At 37.1% G+C, this 16008-nt stretch carries 16 protein-coding genes and 1 riboswitch; of the genes, 15 read left to right on the top strand and 1 reads right to left on the bottom strand.

Going from position 1 to position 16008, the window contains the following annotated elements:
- Positions 1 to 2: 2 nt before the first annotated feature.
- The 11 genes from J7E81_RS14590 to J7E81_RS14540 all read left to right on the top strand — a co-directional run bounded on the left by J7E81_RS14590 (position 3) and on the right by J7E81_RS14540 (position 11521).
- Positions 3 to 539 (top strand): spore maturation protein, encoded by a 537-nt coding sequence (locus tag J7E81_RS14590; RefSeq protein WP_215043228.1) that lies wholly within the window; start codon positions 3 to 5, stop codon positions 537 to 539.
- 191 nt (positions 540 to 730) lie between these two features.
- On the top strand, positions 731 to 1468 hold the full coding sequence (rluB, locus tag J7E81_RS14585; protein ID WP_215043227.1) for a 23S rRNA pseudouridine(2605) synthase RluB: 738 nt from the start codon (positions 731 to 733) through the stop codon (positions 1466 to 1468).
- 97 nt (positions 1469 to 1565) lie between these two features.
- The gene (resA, locus tag J7E81_RS14580) at positions 1566 to 2090 is read left to right on the top strand and encodes a thiol-disulfide oxidoreductase ResA (RefSeq protein WP_215043225.1); all 525 of its coding nucleotides are present in this window, start codon (positions 1566 to 1568) and stop codon (positions 2088 to 2090) included.
- A gap of 23 nt (positions 2091 to 2113) precedes the next feature.
- Positions 2114 to 3739 (top strand): cytochrome c biogenesis protein ResB, encoded by a 1626-nt coding sequence (gene resB / locus J7E81_RS14575; protein WP_215043223.1) that lies wholly within the window; start codon positions 2114 to 2116, stop codon positions 3737 to 3739.
- A complete protein-coding gene (gene ccsB / locus J7E81_RS14570; RefSeq protein WP_215043221.1) occupies positions 3740 to 4924 on the top strand; it encodes a c-type cytochrome biogenesis protein CcsB in 1185 nt (394 codons plus the stop codon). It begins immediately after the preceding gene.
- Between the two features lie 181 nt (positions 4925 to 5105).
- Positions 5106 to 5822 (top strand): response regulator transcription factor, encoded by a 717-nt coding sequence (locus J7E81_RS14565; RefSeq protein WP_215043219.1) that lies wholly within the window; start codon positions 5106 to 5108, stop codon positions 5820 to 5822.
- Positions 5819 to 7600, top strand: a complete 1782-nt coding sequence (locus J7E81_RS14560) for an ATP-binding protein (protein ID WP_215043217.1) — start codon at positions 5819 to 5821, stop codon at positions 7598 to 7600. Before J7E81_RS14565 ends, J7E81_RS14560 begins: the two co-directional genes overlap by 4 nt.
- A 285-nt stretch (positions 7601 to 7885) precedes the next feature.
- On the top strand, positions 7886 to 8437 hold the full coding sequence (sigX, locus tag J7E81_RS14555; RefSeq protein WP_215043215.1) for an RNA polymerase sigma factor SigX: 552 nt from the start codon (positions 7886 to 7888) through the stop codon (positions 8435 to 8437).
- Positions 8412 to 9590, top strand: coding sequence for a negative regulator of sigma-X activity (locus J7E81_RS14550; protein WP_215043213.1), 1179 nt, complete (start codon positions 8412 to 8414; stop codon positions 9588 to 9590). The genes sigX and J7E81_RS14550 overlap by 26 nt, the downstream gene beginning before the upstream one ends.
- Positions 9591 to 9766: 176 nt before the next feature.
- Positions 9767 to 10522, top strand: a complete 756-nt coding sequence (locus tag J7E81_RS14545) for a peptidoglycan DD-metalloendopeptidase family protein (protein WP_215043212.1) — start codon at positions 9767 to 9769, stop codon at positions 10520 to 10522.
- 128 nt (positions 10523 to 10650) lie between these two features.
- Positions 10651 to 10783, top strand: a riboswitch (FMN riboswitch).
- A gap of 162 nt (positions 10784 to 10945) precedes the next feature.
- Entirely contained in the window at positions 10946 to 11521 is a 576-nt protein-coding gene (locus J7E81_RS14540) for an ECF transporter S component (RefSeq protein WP_215043210.1), read from the top strand.
- Between the two features lie 107 nt (positions 11522 to 11628).
- Here J7E81_RS14540 and J7E81_RS14535 read toward each other — a convergent pair whose 3' ends face one another.
- Positions 11629 to 11877: a ferredoxin gene (locus J7E81_RS14535; protein ID WP_215043208.1), complete on the bottom strand. Its 249-nt coding sequence runs from the start codon at positions 11875 to 11877 to the stop codon at positions 11629 to 11631.
- Positions 11878 to 12135: 258 nt separating this feature from the next.
- On the opposite strand from J7E81_RS14535, the gene J7E81_RS14530 reads away from it, so the two are divergent.
- From J7E81_RS14530 to J7E81_RS14515, 4 genes are read left to right on the top strand one after another with little or no spacing between them, the layout of a single operon-like run.
- Positions 12136 to 13182, top strand: coding sequence for a YpbB family protein (locus tag J7E81_RS14530; RefSeq protein ID WP_215043206.1), 1047 nt, complete (start codon positions 12136 to 12138; stop codon positions 13180 to 13182).
- On the top strand, positions 13173 to 14681 hold the full coding sequence (locus tag J7E81_RS14525; RefSeq protein WP_215043205.1) for a RecQ family ATP-dependent DNA helicase: 1509 nt from the start codon (positions 13173 to 13175) through the stop codon (positions 14679 to 14681). Before J7E81_RS14530 ends, J7E81_RS14525 begins: the two co-directional genes overlap by 10 nt.
- A 9-nt stretch (positions 14682 to 14690) precedes the next feature.
- Positions 14691 to 15299 carry a CPBP family intramembrane glutamic endopeptidase gene (locus J7E81_RS14520; protein ID WP_215043203.1) on the top strand — a complete coding sequence of 203 codons (609 nt, stop codon included), beginning with the start codon at positions 14691 to 14693 and terminating at the stop codon, positions 15297 to 15299.
- Positions 15292 to 16008 (top strand): LysM peptidoglycan-binding domain-containing protein, encoded by a 717-nt coding sequence (locus tag J7E81_RS14515; protein ID WP_215043201.1) that lies wholly within the window; start codon positions 15292 to 15294, stop codon positions 16006 to 16008. Before J7E81_RS14520 ends, J7E81_RS14515 begins: the two co-directional genes overlap by 8 nt.

Raw genomic sequence — 16008 nt, 5'->3', positions numbered from 1 at the left:
GTGTGGAATTCATTTCGTATATTTCGTTAACGTTTATTCCTTTACTGATAGGAATTATATTATTATATGGAACGTATAAGCGAGTACCGACCTATGAAAGTTTTGTTGAGGGTGGAAAAGAAGGAATTAAAATTGCGGTGTCGATCATTCCTTTCTTGGTGGGGATGCTTGTAGCCATATCCATTTTCCGTGCATCAGGTGCATTGGATGCGTTAATGAATTGGTTAAGACCTTTCATGAAAACAATGGGGGTACCGGCTGAGATTGTGCCATTACTGATTATTAGACCCATTTCAGGGACGGCAGCATTAGGAATGACAAGTGATTTAATTGCTGTTTATGGTCCTGATTCATTTATTGGACGACTTGCCTCTGTCCTTCAAGGAAGTACAGATACTACCTTCTATGTATTAACCGTATACTTTGGTGCAGTTGGAGTTAAGAAAATGGGAGATGCATTAAAGGTGGGCTTGCTTGCAGATGTAGTCGGGATTATTGCATCTATTTTAGTAGTCGCACTCATTTTTGGTACAACCTAATAAAATAGATCTAAGTATGTTCTGATTGGAACATGCTTTTTTTTGTGTAATTAATGCCCGTTACTTTGAAAAGTGGAGAAATTGTGTCATAATTCATTAGGATAGAATAGTGATTTTTTCGTTAATCAATTGAAATAAATCTCTTTACTACTAACAATGATTGCAACAAATAGAATTTTTGAGGTGAAATAATGGAAAGATTGCAAAAGGTTATCGCTCGAGCAGGAATTGCCTCTAGGAGAAAGTCCGAGGAACTCATTAAAGAAGGCAAAGTTAAAGTAAATGGCAAAGTAGTAACTGAGTTAGGCCTGAAGGTATCGCCTTCCGATCGAGTAGAGGTTAATGAAGTACAGATTGAGAAGGAAGAGCCTGTTTATTTTCTTCTGTATAAGCCAAGAGGTGTGATTTCGAGTGTAAGCGATGACAAAGGGAGGAAGGTCGTTACCGATTATTTTTCTCATTTTAAAGAAAGAATTTTTCCGGTCGGCCGCCTGGATTATGATACTTCGGGATTATTAATCTTAACGAATGACGGTGAATTTGCTAATTTATTAATGCACCCTAAAAACGAAATCGACAAAGTTTATGTCGCTAAGACGAAAGGCATACCCTTAAGAGAAAATTTAAGGAAATTAGAAAAAGGAATTCGTCTTGAGGATGGTAAAACAGCACCTGCTAAAGTGAAGCTTCTTTCTGCAGATAATAAAAAGCAAACGGCGATCATTGAAATCGCAATCCATGAGGGCAGGAATCGTCAGGTTAGAAGGATGTTTGAGGCAATCGGTAATGAAGTTATAAAGTTAAAAAGAGAACGTTATGGATTTTTAACACTGGGCGGCTTAAAAGCAGGGGAAGCAAGAGAATTGACTCCGCATGAGGTAAAACAATTGAGAGCCCTTGCCATGGGTCAATCGAAGAAAAATTCATAAAATCGTCACATTTAGTTTCTTCCATTAACACTATGAATTTGTTGTAAAGTGCTATAATCTTATACGAATGTGATGGGGATTTACTGGAGGGGAATGTATGAAAAGACGGCGATTAGTCATTAGAACGCTTATATTAGTTGTCTTAGGTGCTGCCGTTGCCTATTCACTTTATGCTAATCTTACAAAAGATACAAAACAAAAAGTTGCGGTTGGGGACACAGCTCCAGATTTTGCTTTAATTGATATGCAAGGGAATAAACATCGTCTCTCCGAATATCGTGGGCAAGGGGTATTTTTAAATTTTTGGGGAACATGGTGTCCTCCATGTAAGAAGGAAATGCCTTATATCAATAATCAGTACCTGCAATATAAGGACAAAGGTGTTCAGGTTTTAAGTGTAGATATTCAGGAACCAAAGCTTGCTGTAAACCAATTTGCCGAACGCCTTGGGTTGGACTTTCCCATCATGATTGACACTGAAAAGGAAGTAATGAATGTATACGGGATTGATCTTTTACCCGCAACATTCTTAGTCGACAAGAACGGGAAGGTAGTCAAATATTATACAGGCGAACTAACTGAAAACAAGGTAAAGGAATTTATGGAGCAAATAAAACCTTAAGGGGACCTGAGGGAGTTTTTACAATGAACGATGTTAAATGTGAATGCGGTCATGTGAATCCGCATGGAACCGTGTTGTGTGAGGCCTGTGGAAAAGTGCTGGATGAACAAGAGAAAAATAATAAAGAACTTCTCGACATGCGCTATGAGGGAAGTGCACGCCGTTCACAAACATACAATAAGACTATTATAGATAAAATTTGGAACTTTTTTTCGTCAGTCAAGGTGGGGATCTGGCTGATTGTGATCACGTTGCTTGCATCCACCCTTGGAACCATCCTTCCGCAGAAAATGTATATTAATCTTCCTCCGGAAGTGTATTACGAGCAGGAATATGGCTGGTTCGGAAAATTATATTACCAATTAGGGTTGCATGATTTATATGGTTCATGGTGGTATCTATTATTAATTGCTATGATTGGTATTTCTTTAGTTATTTGCAGTCTTGACCGAGTAGTACCGCTTTATAAAGCCCTAAAAGCTCAAAGGGTTACAAGACATGAGGGCTTTTTAAAACGTCAGCGGATTTTTGGGGTAACAGAGCACGCCGACGATAAGGATTTCACTATTATCAAAAGTCATTTAAAAGAAAAACGCTATCAGGTTCGGGAGGAAAATGGCGACCTGTTAGCGGAAAAAGGCCGTTTTTCACGCTGGGGTCCGTATATTAATCATGTTGGGTTAATTATCTTCTTATTAGGTGCAATGCTTCGATTTATTCCGGGATTTTATGTAAATGAAAATTTATGGGTAAAAGAAGGGGAAACTGCTGTTGTACCTGAAACCGGTGAAAAATACTATCTAAAAAACAATCAATTTATCCTGCAGCATTATGATAAAAACAAAGATAAGACGTTTGAAAAAGCAATAGAACAAGCAGGACAGGTAGTTAAAAACTATCAATCAAATGTTGTTCTGTATGAACGTGTCAGTAAAAATCTTCCGGGGGAAAAACCAGAGCTTAAAAAGCTAAAGGAATATAAAGTCAGAGTGAATCATCCGTTAGACTTTAATGGTTATTCTGTTTTCCAATCATCCTATCGCAGTGAGCTGAAAACTATGTCATTTGTGCTTGCGAATAAGAAGACAGGACAGTCATTTGGAGCAGTGAACATTGATCTTGAGAATCCCAAAGCTACATATGATTTAGGTAATGGTTATTCTGTAAAAATTATTAATTATTTTCCGGATTTCGAATTTGATAAAAATAACGAACCATCTACAAAATCAAGGCTCCCTAATAATCCGGCCTTCGTGTTCCAGATGGTTACACCAGATAAATCTAAACCTGAAACAAGTTTTGTAGCTATTAAACAAACGCTAGAGCCATTGGGAGAAAACACTTATAAAATGGCTTTTCAAGGAATTCAAACTAAAAATGTCTCGGGATTCACCGTTCGAAAGGACTCATCGTTATGGGTGATTATTATAGGCGGGATTATCTTTATGATCGGTGTAATGCAAGGGGCATATTGGAACCATCGCCGGATATGGGTTCAAAATAAAAACGGACAAGTTTGGATTGCGGCTCATACCAATAAAAATTGGTACGGCTTAAAGCGGGAAATTGAGGCAGTATTAAAAGATACCAAACTTGATATCCCAGAAGATCAACAACAAAAAGATAATTTGGATAAGGAGGGAGACTAGTTGGCAGCATTAAGTAGTAATTTATTATTTATTGCTTTTATTCTTTATTTAATTGCAACATTATTTTATGGAGGGTCAATTAAATCGAAGAGTAGCTCGGGTGAAAAAGCAGAAACAAACACATGGGGGAAAATTGCTGTTTCCTTAACAATCGTGGGTTTCATTTCTCAACTCGGTTATTTTATCACTAGATGGATCGCAGCAGGTCATGCTCCAGTAAGTAATATGTTTGAGTTTACTACTTTTTTTGGAATGGCTCTTGTTGGTGCATTCATTGTTATTTATTTTATTTACAGAACCACCTTACTCGGACTATTTACCATGCCTGTTGCAATCTTAGTCATCGCCTATGCAAGTATGTTTCCAAGAGAGATTACACCTTTAATACCGGCTTTACAAAGTTATTGGCTCCATATCCATGTGACAACTGCAGCAATGGGAGAGGCCATTCTTGCGATTAGTTTTGCTGCCGGCTTAATCTATCTTGTAAAGGCAATAGATCAGACAAAGTCGAATAAACGAACTTTTTGGCTCGAGGTTGTGATGTTTGCCCTTGTCACGGTCCTTGGCTTTGTGGCAGTTTCATCTGTCTTTTCAGCAATGGGCTATCATGAAAAATTTAATTGGGTAGATAAACATGATAATCAGGTGGCTGTAACGTATACCATGCCTGCTATTACTGGCCCTCATGATGGAGAATTATTAACCAAAAATGCTTTTAAACCGTTAGTTGAAGTACCAGCTTTCATTAACGCGAAAAAGTTAAATACCGTTATTTGGTCTTTAATTGGAGGGTTAATTTTATATGGATTAATCCGCTCTGTGTTACGCAAACGGATTGCCGCTGCCCTTAAACCATTTGTGAAAAATATTAAACTGGACTTCGTCGATGAAATTAGTTATCGCTCCGTATTAATCGGTTTTCCTGTATTCACACTGGGTGCCCTTATTTTTGCGATGATATGGGCGCAGATGGCCTGGTCAAGATTTTGGGGCTGGGATCCAAAGGAAGTGTGGGCTTTAATCACTTGGCTTTTTTATGCAGCATTTTTACATCTTCGCTTATCCAAAGGGTGGCACGGAGAAAAATCAGCATGGCTTGCCGTAATCGGCTTTGTCATTATTATGTTTAATTTGGTTGCAGTTAATCTTGTTATTGCAGGACTTCATTCCTACGCAGGTTAGAAAAGTGCCGCATAACAAATAAGCCTTCACTTGAATAAGTGAAGGCTTTTATAAAATCAAGGAATTTTAATAGAAAAATCATATTGTCAAATTATTGACACACTTTGTAAGAGTAATTACCTTGAAAATGTAGCAAAATTCAGTTCCATTTTGTAAAATAAACTCCATGGGGGGATTAATAATGGAAAGAGACGTAAAAATATTAGTAGTAGATGATGAGGAAAGAATTCGCCGTTTATTAAAAATGTATTTAGAGCGTGAAGAATATATAATTGATGAAGCGGAAGATGGAAATGATGCTTTGTCAAAAGCTTTTGCTAATGATTACGATGTTATTTTGCTTGATTTAATGATGCCTGGTAAAGATGGAATTGAAGTTTGTCGTGAGCTTAGAGAAAAAAAGGCAACTCCTGTTATTATGTTGACAGCTAAAGGTGAGGAAATCAACCGTGTACAGGGCTTTGAAGTTGGGACAGATGATTATATTGTCAAGCCATTCAGCCCTAGGGAAGTAGTTTTACGTGTGAAGGCATTGTTGAGACGCTCATCTCAAACAAGCTATTTACAAACAGAAACAACCACAAAGGATGTAATAGTTTTCCCACACTTAACCATTGATAATGATGCACACCGGGTAATGGCTGATGGGAAAGAGGTCAGTTTAACCCCCAAAGAATACGAATTGCTTTATTTTTTGGCTAAAGCGCCAGACAAAGTATTTGATCGAGAGCAATTATTAAAAGAAGTTTGGCATTATGAATTCTTTGGGGATTTACGAACAGTAGATACCCATGTAAAACGACTTCGTGAAAAGTTAAATAAGGTTTCAGAGCAGGCTGCAAGAATGATTGTTACTGTTTGGGGTGTGGGCTATAAATTTGAGGTAATTAATGAATGACCTTCTTGAGAAGTGTCGTAGGTAAACTTTGGTTTACCATTATCTTTTTAGTTTCATTTGTACTTTTCATCCTAACAGTGATGCTCCTTGAGCTTTTTCAAAACCATAACATTCTTGAAACAAAGAATAATTTAACCAATACAGCCGAGAAGATTGCCGATGTTTTGGAAGCACATCCTAATGACAAATTTCCACTGGGTCTAGAAATTTCTTGGGAGATTATTGATGATGTGACCAAAGTAGTAATTGTTAAAAATGATCATGAAGTCTATTATTCTCCAAATACGGAGAAGGATATCAAGCTATCCTTTGATGATATCAAACGGGATCCAGACTTTTTTGCTGTATTTCATCACAAAAAATCTGTTGAGAAAGTTTCTAATTTATCTTCAAAAAACAATAATCAGGATACGAGTTTTTCCATCATTGGTGTTCCTTTGCAGCTCCCTGGTGAAAAAAATGGAGCTGTCTTTATTTATCAATCACTCGAGGTAATGAAGGAAACATCCAATGAAACAACGAAATACATTTTGCTTGTTGCTGGTGTTGCCATTATTTTAACTACTATCTTTGCCTTTTTCCTGTCTACCAGAATTACAGCGCCGCTTAGAAAAATGAGAGAAGCTGCTTTTGAAGTGGCAAGAGGAAAATTCGATACAAAAGTCCCGATTTTAACACATGATGAAATCGGGGAACTGGCAACAGCATTTAATCAAATGGGAAGACAATTAAAGTTTAATATGAATGCATTAAGCCAAGAAAAAGAGCAGCTGGCAAGTATTCTAAGTAGTATGGCTGATGGGGTAATCACCTTTAACCGTGATGGAACGATATTAAATACCAATCCACCTGCGGATCGTTTTTTGCAATATTGGTATTACGAAAAAGGCGGAATTAAAAATGATGCTGAAGCCATTCCATCACAAGTTATGGATCTCTTCCAAAAGTCCTTGGAAACAGAGAAGGAGCAAATCGGGGAACTATCTCTTCAAGGGCACCACTGGGTGATTTTAGTAAGTCCGCTTTATAGCAATCGATTTATTCGAGGGGCAGTTGTCGTACTTAGGGATATGACCGAGGAAAGACAGCTGGAAAAAATGCGGAAAGATTTTATTGCCAATGTATCACATGAACTAAGAACGCCTATTTCCATGCTGCAGGGCTATAGTGAAGCAATTGTTGATGATATTGCTGAAACGCAGGAAGAGAAAAAAGAAATGGCTAGAGTCATTTACGATGAATCCTTACGTATGGGACGGCTTGTGAATGAACTATTAGACTTAGCTCGTATGGAGGCTGGACATATCCATCTCTCTGTGGAAGAAGTGAATTTATCCGCATTTATTAATCGGATTATTTATAAGTTCCAAGGTCTAGCTAAAGATAATGAAATCCAATTGTATTTTGAAGTTGAAAACGACGTTTCACCGGTTCTTTTTGACCCTGACCGAATTGAGCAAGTGTTGACGAATTTAATCGACAATGCGATGAGACATACACCAAAAGGCGGCAAGGTAAAGGTATCGGCTGTTTTAGAAGACAGGGGAGTTAGAATGGAAGTAAAGGATTCTGGCTCTGGTATTCCAGAAGAGGATTTGCCGTTTGTTTTTGAACGTTTTTATAAAGCGGACAAAGCTCGAACGAGGGGCAGGGCAGGTACTGGTTTAGGACTTGCCATTGCAAAGAATATCATTGATGCCCATCGTGGGACGATTTCTGTTCGAAGTAAAATTGGAACGGGAACGACCTTTTCCTTCTACTTACCACGAAAAAAGTAAAATTTACAAACAATTTGCCGATTGTTCTTGATTCACAAGGAACAATTAAAGGCGGAAGTGTCTTGAAAGGGGGCTTATGACCTATAGCTCCTAAGCGAAGATGCCAGATAATTAGTAAAGTTTAACTACCTGCTCATCCATAAAGATGAGCTTTTTTTCGTAGCCTATAGTGCATTGATCTTCTGATAATATCTTCCTTTTTATCCAAGAAAAGTCTATATTAAGATGAGTGAAACTTTTTAAATAAATATATCGACTAATAGTAATGAACGGGGAGGGGAATGGATGGACTCCGTTTTCGATGAGCTTTATCAAAAATATCATCATGACGTTTTTCAATTTCTATTTTATATGGTTAGAAATAAGGAGCAGGCTGAGGATCTTGTCCAAGAGGTTTACATTCGGGTATTTAAGTCTTATGACCGTTTTCAAGGGAAAAGTAGTGAGAAAACATGGCTTTTTTCGATTGCTCGGAATGTTGCAATTGATTACTTCCGTAAACAAAAGGGGTGGAAGGATCGATTGCTTGAAAAGTTTGATTGGTCAACCAATCAGGTAAAGGATGAATACCCTATTCCAGAGGAGATTACGATCCAAAATGAGGAGATAAAAGGGATATACAGATGTCTAGAATTTTGTACGGTCGATCAGAGGTCTGTCATCGTTCTTCGATATTTGCAGGATTTATCGATATCGGAAACAGCTAGAGTCCTTGGCTGGACAGAAAGTAAAGTGAAAACAACTCAACATCGCTCCTTGAAAGTATTGAAAAGACATATGGAAATGTTTTATGAAAAGGGGGGATTAACTAGTGAAAAAGTCAGAGTGGAGCGATAGAGAGCTTGAAGAACTATTAAGACAAATGCCCAGAATACATGATCATCGCGATCCTCGTGACATTTACCAAAATATTTCTCTTAAAAGAAAAAGGATTAGACCATGGGTGTTACCAGGCCTAGCTGCTACAGCAGCCTTGCTGCTTTTCCTAATACTAATGCCAAAGTTGATTGGGGGAATGCATTTCTCTCATGAAAGCGCAGAAGAAAAATCAGCGTCTAGTGGTAATACAGCTATGCAAAAGGACAGCAGTGCCTTCAAAAAAGAGAAGGCTTCATCCAAAGAAGCCGAAACTAATAAGACCCAGCAGGCTAATTTGCTTAAAACGGAAAATGTTAAGACAGCCATTTACGAAGATCAAGTTGGCAAAGGAACTGTTTTAACCTATTGGGTACCAGATGCACAAGCCCAAATACTTATACCCGTTTCAATTATTACCAATCAGAGTTCTGGACAATCCTGGCTTACTAACTATACTGCATTAATGGCCAATTTACAGGAGGAGGAGTGGGGGCTAGCAGACTTCTATCCTCTAAATGCAACTATGAAACTCGAGAAAGATGGAAATACAGTAATAGTAGATGTTCCTGCCGATCATCAATACGGTCAAGGCTCCACTACTGAAACGAATTTTATTAGTGTAGTACAAAAGGACATATCAACCAATAGTAATTGTAAAAAAATTAAGTTTACCACAAAGGGTTTACCCGGTATCGAGTTAGGAAATATCGGCAGGAAGGAAGAAATCGATGTTGCTTCTCAGAATAATCATGCCTATTTCTTATATTTCCCTGAGGACAGTAAATTACCTTTCCTAGCACCATCAAATGAAACGTATAACAATATAAACTCTGCTTTTGAAGCAATGAAAACAGACCAATCAGGGGGGCTGAAAAGTTCTTTACAGACTTTCCCTCAAATAGATCATGTATCAATTTCTAATAAAATTATGGATCTTTCATTCGATGTTAACTCCAGTTTACAGGATAATCAGGAATCAATCTTATCTTTCGAGGCTTTACTCTTAACAGCAAAAGAGTTTGGCATTGAAAAGGTCAGGGTAAGAAATTCTCCTTTAGCAAATCTTGGCCCATTTGATCTTACGAAAGAAATTAACGTTCCAATTGCTCCTAATTTACGGAATATACCATAAAAATGCCGATCAACCCTTGTGGTTGATTTTTTTATGAATAAAATCCGATAGGTCTCCAAATTATAACAAATATGCTTACGCTCCCCATAAAACTTACTATTCGATTCGTTCTAAATAGGACCCATATAACATATGGTGTGGAGGAGAGTACAATATACAAGGAGGAAAGGAAAGGAATGCGTGACTACATAAAGAGATTTTTAATTGCCATTATTATGGCGCTTTGTGTCAGTTTATTATTTTTAGGAGGAAAACATTCGGAAGCAGCAGGGACACAAGACGCAGGAGGCATCAATGACCACTGGATTTGGCCGGCAGACGGCATCATATCAGATACATATGGAACAAGGCAGGGAAGGCATAAAGGAATCGATATTGCTGGCAGAATAGATACACCCATCCTCGTCGTTGAGGATGGCGTTGTTGAAAAGTCTTATTATTCTAATACATATGGAAATGTAGTTTTTGTTAAGCATCCAAGTCATTTTGTAACTGTATATGCACATTTAAATAGACGGAATGTGGCTAAAGGTCAAATGCTCAAACAAGGCGATGTTATTGGAAGGATGGGAAGAACAGGACAAGCTACTGGGACACATCTGCATTTTGAAGCTCATCAACTGGAATGGAGATATGATAAAAAATTTGCAATGAATCCTGAAAAGCTATTAGGTAAAGCGGATGTTGGAGAATCAGTACAAGCAGGAATTGCAAGTATGGGTGATTCGGTGTTAGCAGCAAGTTCACTGCTGCGTTTGCAGCAGAATGACAGTACAAACAGCTCTCAACCTTTGGACAAGTATATGGTCAAAGAAGGGGATACCTTATCCTCTATAGCCCAAAGACAGAATACAACTGTATCGGCAGTTAAAAATCTCAATCATTTAACATCAGATCTTATTAAACCTAACCAGATACTAATGGTACCTTAAATAAAAAGAATCAGCAGCCCTTAGACTGCGGATTCTTTTTAGATTATAGGATGGAAAATAAGGATGTAAGATTTATTTCTTAACAAAATGTATATTCTTTAGTATAATAAAATCGTAATTAAATAACGATCTATCTTCGGGGCAGGGTGAAATTCCCGATCGGCGGTATTAGAGCAGTGCTCTTAAGCCCGCGAGCCTTTTGGGGCAGGATTTGGTGCGATTCCAAAGCCGACAGTATAGTCTGGATGGGAGAAGATGGAGGTTCTGCAGACATTCAAAAAATGTTGATACATTGAATGTTTATTAAGCGTGCCTTTGTAAAATCCCTCAAGTAATTCTTCTTGAGGGATTTTTTAGTCACCTGGGTCGTCTATATGCTGAACCTCTCTTCCTAACATGATGGATCAAAAAGGAGAGAGGAAAATGGAAAAAAGAAAAAGGTTAAATGTAAAAGCTTATGTTTCAATTGGAATGCTGAGCAGTATCGCTTATTTATTAATGCTATTAAATTTTCCACTGCCAATATTCCCAAATTTTCTATTTGTCGATTTCAGCGACATCCCAGCGTTAATTGCTGCATTAGTTTTTGGACCGCTTGCGGGAATTTTAGTAGAATTTTTCAAAAATGTGCTTAACTATCTTGCCACTGGAAGTCAAACCGGGATACCTGTAGGCCATATATCAAACTTTATTGCAGGGATTGTTTTTGTTCTTCCAACATTATTTGTTTATAATAAACTTAAAACTAAGAAGGGTATGACGATTGCGTTAGTAGTCGGAACATCCATTATGGCTGTGGTTATGAGTATTTTAAATTATCTCGTAATCCTTCCTGCCTACACACTACTCATGGGATTTCCAGATATGAGAAATTTGGTCGTTCCAGCAATCTTACCTTTTAATATCCTAAAAGGTGTCATGATGTCAGGTATCTTCATGCTATTGTTTATAAAAATGCAAGCATGGATTAATAAATTTTCAGTTGTAAAGGGTGCATAACACAACAACAAGAGCTGCCATTTGGCAGCTCTTGTTGTTGTGTCCCAAATAGAAAAACCTCGTCTAAAGAAGACGAGGTGTGGTTTTACAGTAGCTTAAAGATGATTCTATTCAAACTTAGTTGGGTTACCGTCAAATGGCTCGTCAGCAACTTTGATTGAATCAGTTGGACAGCCTTCGAAAGCATCCATCATGTCATCGATTAATACATCTGGAATTTCAACAATTCCCTCATTTTCGTCAAGAGTTACAAATGCAATGCCTTCATCATCATAATCATAAATATCTGGTGCTGCTGCGCCACATGCACCACATGCGATGCAAGTTTCCTTGTCAACAATTGTATACTTTGCCATGAAAAAAAACCTCCCAGTAAATAACAGATAATATGCTTCCCTGTTTCCTTCACAGTTATGGAAACGAATTACTCATTCCTATTGTAAAGCTGTATGGTCAACTTTTCAATAGAAAAATGATATTAGTGAAATGATTGAATGAGATCAATTTGATGAAACTTCTTCATTATTAACCAACCAGTTATACAAAATTCATGTTAAAATAAAATAAGAAAAAATGAGGATTTTTGTCGAATAAATGGGTAAAAGTGGTGGGAAATGATGCTACAATTAGAAACCGTTATTTTATATTGTTTAAAACAACTCAATAACGAACGAACTATTTATTCTATCTATCATCTACTAAATGGAAAAAAGTCATCCCAAACCATTCAAGATGCCCACTTATTCTCCTTGAAGGAATTTTTTGGTGTAGATGAGACATTAACAAGAGAAGATTTCGAACAAATCACAGAAGATTTATTCAGAAAGAACTTAATTGATGGTTGTGGTGAACAAAGGTACCAATTGACGGTTTCAGGATTAGAGCATTTAGAAAATACGTCAATGAACCATTATTTAAATGGCTGGAATTTTCACTCATTTACAAGGCTGTTTTGGGAAAGACTGTCGTTTCTTATTCAGGTCGCTTCAAATCTCGTTTATGAGGAATCCAAATACATTCCTATTCAAAAAAATAAAGATGTCCATAATTGGCTTAAATCGCTGTTAATAGAAATACAAGTACCTAGAAATGAATTAGGCAGCATGTTATTTTCAGAAATACTTGACTGTTTTAACGGGGCTAAGGATTTAGACCCGGCTATTTTAGTGTTTAGATTAACGGGCTTCCAGCAAATAGGATTGACGGCAGTCCAAGCAGCAAGAAAGAGAGAAATGGTCCTTCACGATTACCAGCTTGAATTTATTAACACACTGCATTATTTAATTCAAAAAATTAAGGATTCTAATAGCTATCATATACTAAGTTTTCTTTTGAAGGGTTTAGAGAAGGATGATGAATTAACTATTTCTGCAAGGAAAACTTGGAATTTTTTAATACAGGGAAACCCACCTGAAAACATTGCTGATTTAAGAAACTTAAAATTAAGTACAATAGAAGATCATCTCGTTGAATTTGCCTTGCATCTCCCCAACTTCTCTATTGATCCATATGTAGATAAGGAGTTACAAACAAATATTATTGAAATTTCTCGAAGTATAGGAACGAGACAATTAAAGCGGATAAAGGATGAATTGAAGGCTGTGACTTATCTTCAAATAAGGTTAGTACTGGCGAAGTATGGTGATGAAAAATGGAATTAGAAATTCTTTTAAAAAAGCACTTTGGTTATTCTACCTTTAAAAAAGGACAAAAAGAGGTTATAACCTCCATACTTTCTGGTCAGCATACATTAGCTATGCTCCCGACAGGAACAGGAAAATCCTTGTGTTACCAATTACCTGGCTATATTTTTAGTGGGCAGATTTTGATTATTTCTCCATTACTATCTTTAATGCAGGATCAGGTAGAGCAAATGAAGCGATTGGGAGAAAAAAGAGTAGTTGCGTTGAACTCTTTTCTTCCTTTGACAGAGAGAAATAAGGTACTACGCCATTTAAGAGATTATAAGTTCATCTTTATTTCCCCTGAAATGTTAAGTGTTCCTTTTGTTATTAGGATTTTACAGGGGCTTACCATTTCTTTATTCGTTGTAGATGAAGCTCATTGTATTTCACAATGGGGATTTGATTTCCGGCCCGACTACTCAAAGTTAGGTGATATCCGCAAGAAATTAGGCTTTCCCTTAACCCTTGCCCTTACTGCAACTGCAACCAAAAAGGTGCGTGAAGATATTGTAACTTCCCTCGGGCTCGAAAATGATGAAATCAGCAAAATAGAATCAACCATTGATCGGCCTAACATAGCCTTCCATTTTGAAAAATTAACTGATTATCATTTTAAGCAAAATCGAATCATCGAGCTTGTATCCCAACTGCAAAAACCTGGTATTATATATTTTTCTAGTAAAAAGGCTGCTGATCAAATGGCGTCTCTCTTAATGGAAAAAGGGATTTGCCAAGCAATGGCCTATCACGGGGGATTGGATGCAACAACGAGAGTATTGATTCAACAGCAGTTTATTCACAATCAACTGGATGTTGTGTGTGCAACAAGTGCGTTTGGTATGGGAATCAATAAAGAAAATATTCGTTTTATTATCCATTACCATATGCCGATGCAGATTGAGTCGTATCTTCAGGAGATTGGAAGGGCGGGGCGGGATGGGCGCCCCAGTGTTGCCATTCTTTTATATGCACCAGGTGATGAGCAGCTTCCTTTTCAACTTGTTGAGGGTGAATTGCCATCTGAGCAGCAAATCGATTGGTTATTTACCAATTTAATCAATCAGCATATGTTAAACGATGGTGTAATTGAACTAAATCAGGAGTTAAGTACACTGGGCGGGTTTTCAGAAATCCAATGGCGAATCATAAAGGAATATGTAAATCATTCAGATCACCAGATTACTAATCTTGAGAAGTTAAAAACTTCACTAAAAGAGTTTGTGAGGGAAAGATTTCAACTAAAGCATGATAATATCTTCTATATGAAAAAACTGGTCGATGCCGAAACATGCAGACGAGAATTTATTTTACAGTACTTTGCCGAAGACAGGTTCCAGAAGATTCCATGCTGTTGTGATATATGCGGCGTAAATTTAAATGATTACCAAACAGATGTAAATACACCATCCATACAAACTCGTGAAGAGGAAGAGAACTGGAAGGATTACCTTGCCAAAATTCTAATTAAATTGTGAGTTGAGTAAATGAAAAGAAAGTATAACCAAATAATCACAGATTTAACAGATAAGGAGCTGTTATATCACTTATATCTTACGCAAGTCATCCTTTTAGTTATTTCACTTATCTTGGGAGCTATTTTATTTGATCATTTTTCTTATCTGCAAAATATAGATTTGAGTGACGGTCATATTCTTACAATAGGTATTCCTGCAGGAGTACTCATTGTAATAGCTGATATTTTGTTAATGAAATGGCTGCCTGCTTCCTATTATGATGATGGGGGATTAAATGAGAGAATCTTTAAAAACAGACATGTAGTTCATACATTTGTCATTGCTTTTTTTGTCGCGTTTAGTGAAGAATTGCTTTTCCGGGGAATTATCCAAACAAAAGTTGGTCTAATCATGGCAAGTATTATTTTTGCGATTATTCATTATCGATACCTCTTTAACTGGTACCTCTTTTTGAATATTATTCTGTTAAGTTTCTTGATAGGATTTATTTATAAATGGACTGGAAATTTAGCAGTGACCATTATGATGCATTTTGTCATAGACTTTCTTCTGGGAGTATATATAAAATGTAGAAAGACAACAGATGATCAGAACAGGGAGGAGCAGCTCTGTGAATAAAGAAGAACCATACAGAGACCAAGCGGAACGATTAAAACAACGGATTCAAAAAATAAATGAAAAAGTGGATGGTGACAATAAAAAACTGCCGCCAAGGGAGCAGGTCCACAGACAAAAGAGAAAGAAAACAAAATGGAAGGTTAAATATCCTGTTATCCGGCTTTTAGTTTTATGTTTTATTCTCCTTCCTATCATTATTTTTAGTGTCATTTCCTACCGGGATAGCGGCGGGAAAGTCACTGGAACGCAAAAAACTTCTGGAAGTTCAGTGGGATATGAAACCATTAATCTTGAAAAGTCTATTCCTGTTAATGAAGATCTGAAGGAGGAATCATCAAAATCCGCTCAAGATGATGAAAAGTTAACGGCTCCAGAGGAAAAAAGTTTAGGAACTTCCACACAGATTGTGGAGCCAGCGACTAGCTCTGCTGGAACGTCTTTGCCAACTTCAAACCAAGGGACAGCCGATCAGCAGGTATCAGATAAAAATAGTCAGCCAATCGAGGCAGTAAAAAGTCAACCCATACCAACTGCACCTCAAAAAAAAAGTAAAATTATTTATCATAAGGTAAAGCCTCAAGAAACATTGTTTAAACTAGCGATAAGGTATTACCATTCTAAAAATGGTGTTACCATTATCAAGAGAGCTAATAATCTGCAAAATGAGAATATATATGTTGGTCAAGTACTCAAAATACCATTAAACTAG

Origin of the sequence: Bacillus sp. ISL-18, from assembly GCF_018613415.1 — a bacterium.
Taxonomy (GTDB): Bacteria; Bacillota; Bacilli; order Bacillales; family Cytobacillaceae; genus Neobacillus.
This window is presented reverse-complemented; position numbering and strand designations above follow the sequence as displayed.

Coding starts and splice junctions, on each gene's coding strand:
- J7E81_RS14545 (WP_215043212.1), top strand. CDS start 9,767: ATGCGTGACTACATAAAGAGATTTTTAATTGCCATTATTATGGCGCTT.
- J7E81_RS14520 (WP_215043203.1), top strand. CDS start 14,691: ATGAAAAGAAAGTATAACCAAATAATCACAGATTTAACAGATAAGGAG.
- J7E81_RS14560 (WP_215043217.1), top strand. CDS start 5,819: ATGACCTTCTTGAGAAGTGTCGTAGGTAAACTTTGGTTTACCATTATC.
- J7E81_RS14535 (WP_215043208.1), bottom strand. CDS start 11,877: ATGGCAAAGTATACAATTGTTGACAAGGAAACTTGCATCGCATGTGGT.
- rluB (WP_215043227.1), top strand. CDS start 731: ATGGAAAGATTGCAAAAGGTTATCGCTCGAGCAGGAATTGCCTCTAGG.
- J7E81_RS14525 (WP_215043205.1), top strand. CDS start 13,173: ATGGAATTAGAAATTCTTTTAAAAAAGCACTTTGGTTATTCTACCTTT.
- J7E81_RS14530 (WP_215043206.1), top strand. CDS start 12,136: ATGATGCTACAATTAGAAACCGTTATTTTATATTGTTTAAAACAACTC.
- sigX (WP_215043215.1), top strand. CDS start 7,886: ATGGACTCCGTTTTCGATGAGCTTTATCAAAAATATCATCATGACGTT.
- resB (WP_215043223.1), top strand. CDS start 2,114: ATGAACGATGTTAAATGTGAATGCGGTCATGTGAATCCGCATGGAACC.
- resA (WP_215043225.1), top strand. CDS start 1,566: ATGAAAAGACGGCGATTAGTCATTAGAACGCTTATATTAGTTGTCTTA.
- J7E81_RS14565 (WP_215043219.1), top strand. CDS start 5,106: ATGGAAAGAGACGTAAAAATATTAGTAGTAGATGATGAGGAAAGAATT.
- J7E81_RS14540 (WP_215043210.1), top strand. CDS start 10,946: ATGGAAAAAAGAAAAAGGTTAAATGTAAAAGCTTATGTTTCAATTGGA.